Source organism: Myxococcus sp. RHSTA-1-4 (genome assembly GCF_020037125.1).
Lineage (GTDB): Bacteria > Myxococcota > Myxococcia > Myxococcales > Myxococcaceae > Myxococcus.
Genome location: NZ_JAIQDG010000052.1, coordinates 17,214 through 32,043 on the forward strand (window position 1 = coordinate 17,214; position 14,830 = coordinate 32,043).

The 14,830-nt window shown below is 72.0% G+C and carries 1 protein-coding gene (running past one end of the window); it reads left to right on the plus strand.

Annotated elements, in window-relative coordinates; all coding sequences use genetic code 11:
• Positions 1–14,344, plus strand: part of the annotated coding region (locus K8638_RS41165; RefSeq protein WP_223760249.1) for a non-ribosomal peptide synthase/polyketide synthase (this coding region is incomplete at its 5' end). The annotated region extends 17,213 nt beyond the left edge of the window; 14,344 of its 31,557 annotated nt are in view.
• Positions 14,345–14,830 lie beyond the last annotated feature (486 nt).

The following is a 14,830-nucleotide window of genomic DNA, read 5'->3' on the forward strand; positions in this document are numbered from 1 at the left end:
CGGCGACAAGGCGCGCTGGAGGACGGACGGGGTGCTGGAGTTCCTCGGCCGCATCGACAACCAGGTGAAGGTGCGCGGCTACCGCATCGAGCTGGCCGAAGTCGAAGCGGCGCTGCTGACGCACCCGGGCGTGCGTGAAGCGGTGGCCGTGGTGCGACAGGACACCCCGGGCGACAAGCGCCTGGTGGCCTACGTCACCGGCGACGCGGGCCCGCTCGACTCCACGGAGCTGCGCAACCATGTGCAGGCGAAGCTGCCCGAGTACATGGTGCCCTCCGCCGTGGTGCACCTGGGCGTGCTGCCCCTGACGGCCAACGGCAAGGTGGACCGCAAGGCCCTGCCCGCGCCGGACGCCTCGGTGGCGCAGCGCGGCCGGTACGTGGCCCCGAGTACCCCCACGGAGCAGACGCTGGCGGACCTGTTCGCCCAGCTGCTGGGAGTCAGCCGCGTGGGCACGCAGGACAGCTTCTTCGAGCTGGGCGGCCACTCGCTGCTGGCCACGCAGCTGGTGGCCCGCCTCCGCGCCACCTTCGGAATGGAGCTGCCCCTGCGCGCCCTCTTCGAGGCGCCCACCGTGGCCGCCCTCGCCGAGCGCCTGGACTCCCGCCAGGGGCAGGCCACCGGCGCCTCGCGCGCGGTGCCGCCGCTGACCCGCGCGGACCGGTCTTCCGCGATGCCCCTCTCCTTCGCCCAGCAGCGGCTGTGGTTCATCGGCCAGCTCGGCGCCGGGGCCAGCGCGTACAACATCCCCATGGCCATGACGCTGGAGGGCACGCTGAATGCCGGCGCGCTCCAGCAGAGCTTCGACGAGCTGGTGCGCCGCCACGAGGCGCTGCGCACCACGTTCCGCGCGGAGAATGGTGAGCCCTTCCAGGTCATCCACCCGGCGACGTCGCTGCGCATCGAATCCGTGGACCTGACGCGCCTGGACGCCTCGCTGCGTCAGCCCGAGGCCCAGCGGCTGGCCACGGAGGAGGCCCGCCGCCCGTTCGACCTGGTCAACGGCCCGCTGGTGCGCGCCCTCCTGGTGAAGGTGGAGGAGCAGCGTCACCTGCTGGTGCTGAACCTGCACCACATCATCTCCGACGGCTGGTCCACGGGCGTGCTGGTGCGCGAGATGGCCGCCCTGTACGCGGCCTTCAGCCAGGGCCAGCCCTCGCCGCTGCCGGAGCTGCCGGTGCAGTACGCCGACCACGCGGTCTGGCAGCGCAACTGGCTCCAGGGCGAGGTCCTGGACGAGCAGCTCGGCTACTGGCGGAAGCAGCTCGCGGGCGCTCCGGCGCACATCGAGCTGCCCACGGACAAGCCGCGCCCGCCGCGGCAGTCCTTCCAGGGCGCGCCCCTGCTGCTGAACCTGTCCCGCGAGCTGAGCGAGGCGCTGGAGGCCCTGGCGAAGCGAGAGGGCGCCACGCCCTTCATGGTGCTGCTGGCCGCCTTCCAGGAGCTGCTGCACCGCTACTCCGGGCAGGACGACGTCTCCGTCGGCTCGCCCATCGCCGGCCGCCGCCATGCGGAGGCCGAGGCGATGATCGGCTTCTTCGCGAACACCCTCGTGCTGCGCACGCGCGTGAAGGACGGGGCCTCGTTCCGTGAGCTGCTGGCCCAGGTGCGCGACACCACCCTGGGCGCCTACGAGCACCAGGACCTGCCCTTCGAGAAGCTGGTGGAGGACCTGCAGCCGGCGCGCGACCTCAGCCGCACGCCGCTCGTGCAGGTCATCTTCGCCCTCCAGAACGCGCCGATGCCCGAGCTGTCCCTGCCCGGGCTGACGATGCGCGCCCGTGAGCCGGACCACGGCCTCACCCGCTTCGACCTGGAGCTGACGTTCCAGCGCACCGCGGAGGGCTTCCACGGCGGCTTCAACTACGACACGGCGCTGTTCGAGCGGTCCACCATCGCCGGCATGGCCGAGCACCTCCGCGTGCTGCTGGAGGCCGCCGTCGCGTCGCCCGAGCTGCCGCTGTCCCGGCTGTCCATGCTCACCCGCGAGGAGCGGGCCCAGGTGCTGTCCTCCTGGAATGACACCGCGGTGGACTACCCGCGTGACGTGCCCGTGCACACGCTCTTCGCGCGGCAGGCGGCCCGTGCGCCCGATGCCATGGCCCTGGGTGGCGCGCGCGCAGTCACGTACGGGGAGCTGGAGACGCGGGCCAATCAGCTCGCGAACCACCTGCGCTCGCGTGGCGTGCGTCCGGGGGCCCGCGTCGGCCTGTGCGTGGAGCGCTCGCCGGAGCTCATCGTCGGCATGCTCGGCATCCTCAAGGCCGGCGCCGCCTACGTGCCGGTGGATGCCCACCACCCCGTTGAGCGCATCTCGTGGATGCTGCGCGAGGCCGGCGTCAACGTCGTCCTCACCCAGCAGGCGCTGGTGGACTCGCGGAGCGGAGCTGGCTCCGTCACCCACCAGCCTGTGGCGGGATCGCCCAGCGGAGCCGGTACCGTCAACCATCCGTCCGTGGCGGGCTCGCTGAGCGGAGCTGGCACCGTCGCTCAGCCGTCCATGGCGGGCTCGCGGAGCGGAGCCGGCGCCGTCACCCAGCAGTCCCTCGGGGAGCTGCTACGCGAGGCCGGCCGCTCGTGCGTCCTGCTCGACACCGAGTGGAGCGCCATCGCCTCCCAGCCCACCACCGCGCCCGACGTGCGCGTGGACACGGACGCGCTGGCGTACGTCATGTTCACCTCGGGAAGCACCGGCCGCCCCAAGGGCGTGTGCGTGCCACACCGGGGCGTGGTGCGCCTGGTGCAGGGCACCCGCTTCATCCGCTTCGGTCCGGACGAAGTCGTCCTCCAACTGGCCCCTGCCGCCTTCGACGCCTCCACCCTCGAAGTCTGGGGCGCGCTGCTTCACGGCGCCCGGCTGGTGCTGGCCCCGGCTGGCCAGCTCTCGCTGGAGGACCTCGCCTCGCTGCTGGTGAAGGAGCGCATCAGCACCCTGTGGCTGACGGCCGCCCTCTTCGAGCAGATGGCGCTGCACCAGGGCGAGGCCCTGGCCAGGGTGCGTCAGGTGCTGGCCGGCGGCGACGTGCTGCCCGTCCAGCGCGTGCGCGAGCACCTCTCCCGCCTGCCCTCGGGCGCGCTGCTCGTCAACGGCTACGGCCCCACGGAGAACACCACCTTCTCCACCACGCACTCCCTCACGTCCTCGGACGACGTGGGCCGCTCGGTGCCCATTGGCCGGCCCATTTCCAACTCCACCGCGTATGTGCTGGCCGGGGACATGCAGCCGGTGCCGCCGGGAGTCCCCGGTGAGCTGTACGTCGGTGGCGATGGCCTCGCCTGGGGCTACCTCAACCGCGCGGACCTCACGGCCGAGCGCTTCGTACCCCACCCCATCTCCTCTGCCCCCGGCGCTCGCCTGTACCGCACCGGCGACATGGTGCGTTGGAAGGCAGACGGCACGCTGGAGTTCCTCGGCCGCACCGACTTCCAGGTGAAGGTGCGCGGCTTCCGCATCGAGCTGGGTGAAGTGGAGGCCGCCCTCCGCCAGTTCTCCGGCCTCCAGGAGACGGTGGTGGTGGCCCGCGAGGACGTGCCCGGCGACAAGCGCCTGGTGGCGTACGTGGTACCTTCGACTCCGGGCGTGGACACCGAGGCCCTTCGCGCCTTCGTCCAGCGGCAGTTGCCCGAGTACATGGTGCCCTCGGCCTTCGTCGAATTGGCCACCCTGCCCCTCAACGCCAACGGCAAGGTGGACCGCAAGGCCCTCCCCGCGCCGGTGGCCCCGGTGGCTTCCGACGGCCAGGACGTCGCGCCTCGCAACGAGCTGGAGACGCGGCTGGCCGCCATCTTCGCGGAGGTGCTGCACCTGGAGAAGGTGGGCATCCACGACGACTTCTTCCGGCTGGGAGGCCACTCACTGCTGGCCACCCAGGTGGTGTCGCGCATCCGCGCCGCGCTGGACCTGGAGCTGCCGCTCAGTGAGCTGTTCTCCTCGCCCACCGTGGCGGGCCTCGCCGCTCGCCTGGGCTCCGCCCGGGGCACTCGCGCCCCGGCGCTCACTCGCGCGGCTCGCACGGGCGCTCTGCCGCTGTCGTTCGCGCAGCTCCGGCTGTGGTTCATCGACCAGCTCCAGCCGGGCAACTCGCTCTACAACGTCCCGCTGGCCCTGAAGCTGGAGGGCACGCTGGACGAGACGGCGCTGCAGCGCAGCTTCGACGAGCTGGTGCGCCGCCACGAGTCGCTGCGCACCACCTTCCGCTCCGTGGCGGGCCAGCCCGTGCAGGACATCCGCCCGGCGCTGCTGGTGCCGCTGCAGAAGGTGAACCTGTCGAAGATCGAAGAAGACGACCTGCGGCAGGCCGAGGCGGTGCGCCTGGCGACGGAGGAGTCCCGCAAGCCCTTCGACCTTGCCCGGGGCCCGCTGCTGCGCACGCTGCTGCTGAAGCTGGGCGCGCGGGAGCACGTGCTGGTGCTGCACCTGCACCACATCGTCTCGGACGGCTGGTCCATGGGCGTGCTGGTGCGCGAGCTGACGGCGCTGTACGAGGCCTTCCGCCGCAACCAGCCCTCGCCGCTGCCGGAGCTGCCGGTGCAGTACGCCGACTACGCCGTCTGGCAGCGAAACTGGCTCCAGGGCGAGACGCTGGACAAGCAGCTCGCCTGGTGGAAGCAGCAGCTCACCGGCGCGCCCCACGCGCTGGACATCCCCACCGACAAGGCCCGCCCGGCCGTCTTCACCCACAAGGGTGCGACACTCCAGGTGCGCCTGCCGCTCGGGCTGACGCAGAAGGTGGAGGCCATGGCCCAGCGCGAGGGCGTGACGCCCTTCATGCTGCTGCTGGCCGTCTTCCAGACGCTGCTGCACCGCTACTCGGGCCAGGACGACCTGCTGGTGGGCTCGCCCATCGCCAACCGCAACCAGGGGGACACCGAGGGCCTCATCGGCTTCTTCGTGAACACCCTGGTCCTGCGCGCCCGCTTCTCTCCGGCGCTCACCTTCCGCGAGCTGCTCGCGCAGGTGCGAGACATCACCCTGGGCGCCTTCGAGCACCAGGCCGTGCCCTTCGAGAAGCTGGTGGAGGAGCTGCAGCCCACGCGCGACACGAGCCGCACGCCGCTGTTCCAGGCGATGTTCGCCATGCAGAACGCCCCGGTGCCGGAGCTGGTGCTGCCGGAGCTGTCCGTGCGTCCGGCGGACGTCGAGGACAACGGCGTCGCCCTGTACGAGTGGAGCCTGGACCTGTTCCGGCCCGCCGAGGGCTTCGTCGGAACGCTCAACTACTGCACCGACTTGTTCGAGCGCGCCACGGCCGAGCGCTTCTTCGAGCACTTCCGCCAGTTGCTGGAGGGCGTGCTGGCGCGGCCGGATGCCCGGGTGGACGGCCTGCCCCTGCTCGCGGCCGAGGAGCGCCAGCGGCTGCTGGTGGAGTGGAACGGCACGCGCGAGGAGCTGCCCCGCGACGCCCGCATCCACGCGCTGTTCGAGGCGCAGGTGGCGAGGACGCCGGAGGCCGCGGCCGTGGTGGCCGGCGGCACGACGGTGACGTACCGCGAGCTGGACGCCCGGGCCAACCGCCTGGCGCACCGGCTGCGGGAGCTCGGCGTGGGTCTGGAGACCCGCGTGGCCGTGTGCGTGGAGCGCTCGGTGGAGCTGATGGCGGCGCTGCTCGGTGTGCTCAAGGCCGGTGGAGCCTACGTGCCGCTGGACCCGGAGTACCCGGCGGAGCGGCTGGGCTTCATGCTGGAGGACAGCGGCGCGCGCGTGGTGGTGGCGCGCAATGCGTTCCGCCAGAAGCTGGGCGACGCGCCGGGACGCGTCTGGGTGGACGTGGACGCGCTTCCGGAAGCGGGCAACCTGCCCGTCACCGGAGCCGTGGTTCCTCCCGAGGCGGCGGCGTACGTGCTCTACACCTCCGGCTCGACGGGACGTCCCAAGGGCGTGGTGGTGCAGCACCGCTCGCTGGTGAACTTCACCCGCGCGGCGTGGCGGGCCTTCCCGGTGGAGCCGGGAGACCGCGTGCTCCAGTTCGCCTCCATCAGCTGGGACACCAGCGCGGAGGAGATCTACCCGTGCCTCACGCGCGGCGGCACGCTGGTGCTGCGCACGCCGGAGATGCTGGACGTGCCGGACGCCTTCCTCGCGAAGGTGGAGGCGGCGGGAGTGACGCAGCTCAACCTGCCCACGGCCTTCTGGCACGAGGTGGTGGCCAGCCTGGACGAGGGCAAGGCGAAGCTGCCGGCGGGCCTGAAGTGGGTGGTCATCGGCGGTGAGCGGGCGGTGCCCGAGCGCGTGGCGCAGTGGCGCCGCCGCGTGGGCAGCGCGGTGCCGCTGCTGAACACCTACGGCCTCACCGAGGTGACGGCGGTGGCCACGTCGGTGGACCTGGCGTGCGCGAACGAGCCCGTGATGGACGGCCGCGAGGTCTCCATCGGCCGGCCGCTGACGAACGTGTTCCTGTACGTGCTGGACAAGGACCTCGTGCCGGTGCCCACGGGCGTCATCGGTGAGCTGTTCATCGGTGGCGAGGGCGTGGCGCGTGGCTACCTCGGCCGGCCGGACCTGACGGCGGAGCGCTTCGTCCCCAGCCCCTTCGGGAACGGAGAGCGGCTGTACCGCACGGGTGACCAGGCCCGCTGGAGGCGGGACGGCGGCCTGGAGTACCTGGGCCGCGGTGACACGCAGGTGAAGCTGCGCGGCATCCGCATCGAGCTGGGAGAAATCGAGGCCGCGCTCCGGGCGCAGGCGCCGGTGCGCGAGGCGGTGGTGCAGCTTCGCGAGGACGCCCCCGGTGACAAGCGCCTGGTGGCGTACGTGATTCCCAGCACGGAGTCGGGTGAGAACGCCCTGGACGTCACCGGCCTGCGGGCCGCGCTGCGGCAGCACCTGCCCGAGTACATGGTGCCCGCGGCCTTCGTGGCGCTCACCGCCCTGCCGCTCACGCCGAACGGCAAGGTGGACCGCAAGGCGCTGCCCGCGCCGGAGGCCTCCCAGCTCCAGTCCGCGGAGGCCCACGAGCCTCCCGCGACGCCGGTGGAGGTCCGCCTCGCGGAGCTGTGGCGGGAGCTGCTGCGCGTGCCCACGGTGGGCCGCCGGGAGAACTTCTTCGAGCTGGGCGGCCACTCGCTGCTCGCCACGCAGCTCGTGGCGCGCATCCGCGCCGCCTTCGACGTGGAGCTCAGCCTGCGCACCCTCTTCGAGGCGCCCACCGTGGCCGCCCTCGCCGAGCGCATCCAGGCCGCCACGTCGGGCGGCGAGCTGCCCGCGCTCACTCGCACGGGCGGAGAGGGCCCGCTGCCGCTGTCCTTCGCGCAGCAGCGCATGTGGTTCCTGGACCAGCTCCAGCCGGGGCAGGCCCACTACAACATGCCCTCGGGCCTGCGCCTGTCGGGCACGGTGGAGTTGAGCGCGTTCCAGCGCGCCGTCGATGCGCTGGTGCACCGTCACGAGTCGCTGCGCACCACCTTCCACTCCGAGGGCGGTGAGCCCTGCCAGGTCATCCACCCGGCCACGTCCCTGAAGGTGGAGGTGGTGGACCTGTCGGGCCTTCCGGGCGAGGCGTACCGCCAGTCCGAGGCGGTGCGGCTCGCGAACGAGGACGCCCAGCGGCCCTTCGACCTGTCCACGGGCCCGCTGCTCCGCATCACCCTGCTGAAACTGGCGCCGGCCGAGCACGTGCTGCTGATGTGCATGCACCACATCATCTCCGACGGCTGGTCCACCGCCGTGCTGGTGCGCGAGCTGGCCGCGCTGTACGAGGCGTTCCGGACCGATCAGCCCTCGCCGCTGCCCGACCTGCCGATGCGGTACGCCGACTACGCCCTCTGGCAGCGCAACTGGCTGCGAGGCGACACGCTGGCGGCCCAGCTCGGCTGGTGGAAGGAGCAGCTCGCGGGCGCGCCCCACGCGCTGGAGCTGCCCACCGACAAGCCGAGACCGGCGACGCCCACCCACCGCGGTGCCTCGGTGCACGTGCACCTGCCGCTCGGGCTCTCGCAGGCCGTGGAGGCACTGGCCCAGCGCGAGGGCGTGACGCCCTTCATGCTGCTGCTGGCCGCCTTCCAGACGCTGCTGCACCGTCACTCGGGGCAGGAGGACGTGCTGGTGGGCTCGCCCATCGCGGGCCGGCGCCATGCGCAGACGGAGGGCCTCATCGGCTTCTTCGTCAATACGTTGGTGCTGCGTGCCCGCTTCCCCCGGACGCTCAGCTTCCGGGAGCTGCTGGCCCAGGTGCGGAGCACCACCCTGGGCGCCTATGAGCACCAGGACATGCCGTTCGAGCGCCTCGTCGAGGAGCTCCAGCCGCAACGGGACCTGGCCCGCACCCCGCTGTTCCAGGCCCTCTTCGTCCTGCAGAACACGCCGGATGCGGAGCTGGAGCTGCCGGGACTGTCGTTCCGCGGCGTGGAGCTGGAGAACACGACCAGCCGCTTCGAGCTGGAGCTCAGCCTCACGCGCACGCCGGACGGCTACCGCGGAGGCCTGGCCTTCAACACGGACCTGTTCGAGCCCGCCACGGCCGAGCGCTGGGTCCACCACCTGCGCCTGCTGCTGGAAGGCGCGCTGGCCGCTCCGGAGGCGCCCCTTTCCCGAATCGAGCTGCTCACCGGTGACGAGCGCCGGCGGGTGCTCGTGGACTGGAACGAAACGCGCGCCGAGTACCCGGCCAGCACCATCCCCGCGCTCTTCACCGCCCAGGCCCGGCGCACGCCGGACGCGGTCGCCGTCGAGTTCGAGGGCCGCACCCTCACCTACGCGGAGCTGGACGCGCGCTCCAACCAGCTCGCGCGGCACCTGCTCGCGCTGGGCCTGAAGCCGGAGTCCCGCGTCGGGCTGTGCCTCCCGCGAAGCCTGGAGATGGTGGTGGGCCTGCTCGGCATCCTCAAGGCCGGCGGCTGCTACGTGCCGTTGGATCCGGCCACTCCGGCCCGTCGCCTGGCGTTCATGTTCGAGGACTCGGACGTGGCCGCGGTGCTCACCTCGCAGCCGCTGGAGGGCGTGCTGCCTCCGGGGACGCGGTCCATCGTGCGCCTGGACTCCGGCTGGGAGTCGATTGCGCGCCGGCCGGTGGACGCGGTGGAGGTCCCCGTGGGCTCGGACCACCTGGCCTACGTCACGTACACCTCGGGCTCGACGGGCATGCCCAAGGGCGTGGCCGTGCCCCACCGGGGCGTGCTGCGCCTGGTGTTCGGCATGCCCGCCTGGCGGCTGGGGCCCGGCGAGGTCGTCCTTCAGCTCTCGCCGCTCGTCTTCGACCCCTCCGTCCTGGATATCTGGGGGGCCCTGCTGACCGGTGCCCGGCTCGTCGTCTACCCGCCGCGGACTCCGGACGTGGAGGAGCTGGCACGGGTCATCGTCGAGCACCGCGTCTCGATGCTCTGCAGCCCCACGGCCCTGTTCGACCAGCTCCAGCAGCACCACCCCGAGGACCTGGCCCGCGTGGCCCAGGTCCTGGCCGGTGGCGAGGCGATGCCCGCCCCACGCGCGCGTGAGCGCCTGGCCCAGGGCCTCCCGCTGATCAACGCCTACGGGCCCACGGAGAGCACCACGGTCACCACGCTCCACCTGATGTCGCCGGGTGACGGTGTGGGGGACTCGGTGTCCATTGGCCGCCCCATCCACAACACCCGGGTGTACGTGCTGGACCGGGAGCTGCGGCCGGTGCCCGTGGGCGTGCCCGGAGAGCTGTTCATCGGCGGCGACGGCCTGGCGCGTGGCTACCACGGCCGCCCGGACCTCACCGCCGAGCGCTTCATGCCCAACCCGTTCAGCACCGAGCCTGGAGACCGGCTCTACCGCTCGGGTGACCGGGTGCGCTGGAAGGCGGACGGCACGCTGGAGTTCCTCGGCCGCATGGACTCCCAGGTCAAACTGCGGGGCTTCCGCATCGAGCTGGGCGAGATCGAAAACGTCCTGCGCGCGCACCCCGCGGTGCGCGAAGCGGTGGTGCTCGTGCGCGAGGATGTGCCGGGTGACCGGCGCCTGGTGGCCTACGTCACCGGCGGCGCGGACGCCGCCGAGCTGCGCGCGGACCTGAAGCAGCGGCTGCCCGAGTACATGGTGCCCTCGGCCATCATGTCCCTGGACGTGCTCCCGCTGACCACGAACGGCAAGGTGGACCGCAAGGCCCTGCCCGCTCCGGACGCCTCGGCGGTCCAGCGGGGCCAGTACGTCGCCCCCCGCACGCCCACCGAGCAGACGCTGGCGGACCTCTTCGCCCAGGTGCTCGGAGCCGAGCGCGTGGGAGTCGACGACAACTTCTTCGAGCTGGGAGGCCACTCGCTGCTCGCGACGAAGATGGTCGCGCGCATCCGCTCCGCCTTCGGCACGGAGCTGCCCCTGCGCATCCTCTTCGAGGCGCCCACCGTGGCCGCCCTCGCGGAACGGTTGCAGGTCACCCCGTCCGGCACCCGCCTGCCTCCGCTGACGAAGGCCCGCCGCGACGCCCCCCTGCCCCTGTCCTTCGCCCAGCAGCGCCTGTGGTTCCTGGATCAGCTCCAGCCCGGCGGCGCGCTCTACAACATGCCCATGGCCCTGCGCCTTTCGGGCAGGGTGGAGCTGGCCGCCTTCCAGCGCGCCTTCGACGAGCTGGTGCGCCGCCACGAGTCGCTGCGCACCACCTTCCACTCCGAAGGCGGTGAGCCGTTCCAGGTCATCCACCCCGCCCGCGAGGGACTCCTCCAGGTGGTGGACCTGAGCACGCTGTCCGGCGAGCAGCGCCAGTCCGAGACGCTGCGCATCGCCCTCGAGGATGCGCAGCGCCCGTTCGACCTGGCCGAGGGGCCGCTGCTGCGCGCCCAGGTCCTGAAGCTGGAGCCGGCCGAGCACGTGCTGCTGCTCAACATGCACCACAGCATCTCCGACGGCTGGTCCATGGGCGTGCTGGTGCGTGAAGTCGTCACGCTGTACGAGGCGTTCCGCCAGGGCCAGCCCTCGCCGCTGCCGGAGCTGCCGGTGCAGTACGCCGACTACTCCGTGTGGCAGCGCGACTGGCTCTCCGGGGCGACGCTGCAAGGCCAGCTCGACTGGTGGAAGAAGCAGCTCACCGGCGCGCCCCACGCGCTGGAGCTGCCCACCGACAAGCCGAGGCCGGCGGCACTGACGCACGCGGGCTCCAACGTGTCCGTGCACCTGCCGGCCGCGCTCAGCCAGGGGCTGGACGCACTGGCCCAGCGCGAGGGCGTGACGCCGTACATGCTGCTGCTGGCCGCCTTCCAGGCCGTGCTCCAGCGGTACTCGGGGCAGGAGGACGTGCTGGTGGGCTCGCCCATCGCGGGCCGGCGCCATGCGCAGACGGAGGGCCTCATCGGCTTCTTCGTCAACACGCTGGTGCTGCGCGCACGCTTCTCTCCGGCGCTCACCTTCCGTGAGCTGCTGGCGCAGGTGCGCGACACCACGCTGGGCGCGTACGAGCACCAGGACGTGCCCTTCGAGAAGCTGGTGGAGGAGCTGCAGCCCACGCGCGACCTGGGCCGTACGCCGCTGTTCCAGGCCCTCTTCGTCCTGCAGAACACGCCCGACGCCGGGCTGACGCTGCCGGAGCTGGCGATCCGGGGCGTGGACGTGGAGCACACGGCCGCGCGCTTCGAGCTGGAGCTTGGCCTGTCGAGGACGCCGGAAGGCTACGTCGGCGGGCTGGTCTTCAGCACGGAGCTCTTCGAGCGCTCCACCGCCGAGCGCCTCATGGCGCACCTCCAGCTCCTGCTGGAAGGGGCCCTGGCCTCGCCGGAGGCTCCGCTGTCCGCCCTGCCCTTGCAGACGGCCGAGGAGCGCCAGAAGGTGCTGGTGGAGTGGAACGGCGCCGCCGCTGACTTCCAGCGCGACGCCTGCCTCCACACCCTCTTCGAGCAGCAGGCGCGCCGCACGCCGGACGCCCCCGCGGTTCAGCTCGGGGACACGGTGCTCTCGTACGCGAGGCTCAACGCGCGCGCGAACCAGCTCGCCACGCACCTGCGCTCGCTGGGCGTGGGCCCCGACGTCACCGTCGGCCTGTGCCTGGAGCGTACGCCCGAGGCCCTCATCGCCCTGATGGCGGTCCTCAAGGCCGGTGGCGCCTACGTGCCCATCGACCCGGCGGCCCCCGCGCAGCGCAAGTCCTTCGTCCTCCAGGACTGCGGCGCGTCCGTGCTGCTCACCGTCCAGCACCTGGCTGACGCGTGGAAGCCCGAGGTGCGCCACCTGCTCTGCCTCGACACCGAGGCGGCGCGCCTGGCCGCCCTGCCCCAGCACGACGTGCCGTCCTCCGCCCGCGCGGAGAATCTGGCCTACGTCATCTACACGTCCGGCAGCACGGGCACGCCCAAGGGCGTGATGGTGCAGCACCGCTCGGTGCTCGGCCTGCACGAGGCCACCGCCCGCGCGCTCTACGCGGGCCTGCCCCAGGACATGAGGCTCAGCCTCAACGCGCCGCTCTACTTCGACGTCTCCGTCGAGCAGCTCATCCACCTGGCCGACGGCCACTGCCTGTGCCTGCTGCCGGACGACACGCGCAAGGACCCGGAGGCCATGCTGGCGTGGCTCCAGCAGCAGCGCGTGGACGTGCTCGACTGCACGCCCGCGCAGCTCACGCTGTTGCTCCAGGCCGGACTGCTGGAAGCCACCCACGTGCCGCGCATGGTGGTGTGCGCGGGCGAGGCCATGGACCTGTCGCTGTGGAAGTCCCTGTCGCGCACCCCTCGCACGCGGGCCTTCAACGCCTACGGACCCACGGAAGCCACCGTGTACGCGACCACGTGGCGCGTGCAGGACTCGTCCATCGCGGTGCCCGTCATCGGCCAGCCGCTGCCCAACACCCAGGCCTACGTCCTGGATGAGCAGCTCCGGCTCGCGCCGCTGGGCGTGCCCGGAGAGCTGTACCTCGCGGGCGAGGGCCTGGCGCGCGGCTACCTGGGCCGTCCGGCCCTCACCGCCGAGCGCTTCGTCCCCAACCCCTTCAGCACCGAGCCCGGCGCACGGATGTACCGCACCGGCGACAAGGCGCGCTGGAGGGCGGACGGCACGCTGGAGTACCTGGGCCGCCTGGACTTCCAGGTGAAGGTGCGTGGCTTCCGCATCGAGCTGGGTGAAATCGAAAACGTCCTGCGGACCCACCCGTCGGTGAAGGACGCCGTGGTGCTCGCACGCGAGGACGTGCCCGGCGACAAGCGCCTCGTCGCGTATGTGGTGAGCGCGCAGTCCGCGGAGCTGACCGCGACGCTGCGGGCCCACGCGCAGCAGCACCTGCCCGAGTACATGGTGCCCTCGGCCTTCCTGGCCCTCTCCGCCCTGCCTCTCAACGCCAACGGCAAGGTGGACAGGAAGGCCCTGCCCGCGCCTCAAGCCCTGGAGACTCCCGCCACGGCCCATGTCGCGCCCAGGGACCCGCTGGAGCTCACCCTGGCGCGCGTCTGGGAGCAGGTGCTCGGAGTCCAGCCGGTGGGCGTGCGCACCAGCTTCTTCGAACTGGGTGGCCACTCGCTGCTGGCCGTGCGCCTCATGGCCGCCATGCGCCAGGCCACGGGCCGTCAGCTCCCCCTGGCCGCCCTCTTCCAGGCCCCCACCGTCGAGCAGCTCGCCGCACTGCTGCGCCGTCAGGACTCCGGCACGTCCTCGCCCCTGGTCCCCTTCGGCACACAGGCCAACACCGGCAAGGCGCCCGTCTTCTTCGTCCACCCGGTGGGCGGCAACGTCCTCAGCTACGCCGAGCTGGCGCGGCTGCTCGGCACGGAACGGCCCTTCTATGCCTTGCAGGCACGCGGCCTGGACGGCACCACCGCGCCCTTGAGCACCGTGGAGGAGATGGCCGCCGAGTACGTCAAGGCCATCCGCTCCGTGCAGCCCTCCGGGCCCTACTTCCTGGGCGGCTGGTCCATGGGCGGCGTCATCGCCTACGAGATGGCGCACCAGCTCCGCGCCAGCGGTGAGCAGGTGGCGCTCGTGGCGATGATTGACTCCTACGTCCCGGCCATCACGTTGGCGAAGGAGCCGGAGCCGGACCGCATGCAGCTCGCGTTCATGTTCGCCCGGGACATGATGGGTGCGTCCCTGGCGGACCTGCCTCTCGACCTGGAGAAGCTCACGGGCCTGGAGCCGGACGCGATGCTGGAAGAGCTGCTGCGCATGGCCGCGAGCGCGGGAGCCCTGCCGCCGGGAACGGACGCCGAGCACGTGCGCGCCCTGTTCCGGGTGTTCGAGGCCAACCTGCTCGCCTCGCGGCGCTACGAGGCTCCGGCCACCCAGGGCCGCGTGGTGCTCTTCAAGGCCACGGACGACGCGGAGGGCCTGCCCCAGGACGGCGGCTGGAAGGTGCTGGTGGGCGACGCGCTGGAGCAGCACCTGCTGCCCGGCGACCACTACAGCCTGCTACGGGAGCCCGTGGTCCGCGACCTCGCGGAGCGCCTCCGCGAAGCGCTGAAGACCGGGCAGTAGACCTCCTCGGCGCAGGTCTCACTCCCGCCGCCTGGCCTGTCAGGCGGCGGGAGTCGCGGAGACCGGGGATGTTTCAGTCCTCCCGGAGCGCCAGGGCTCGGGGGCTTGATAAATGAAAACACCTCCTGTCAAGCCCACCCTGCTCGCCTGCCGGTTTTCCTGGCTGGTTGCGTTGATTTAACGGGCACCGGATTCTTATTCTTCGGCGAAGATCCGGCGCCTCCATGAGTTTCCTGAGACCCATAAAATCTCGCGCGGCTTGGAGCCCCGAGCCGCTGGCCTGCACCTTCCTGAAAGCTCAGGAGGACGTGCCGCTGGACATGGCGGACCTGGGCCGCGGAGCCACCGGCTCAAAACGGCTCATGATGTGTCGTCCCGTCCTCGCTGCCAGGCGGCCATGAAGGCTGGAGCCCGGCCCCATCAAGGCGGGCTCCGAGCCTTCCGTGGACAGCCCCCGCCGCCGGCCGAAGCCCGCCGCGCGGCGCC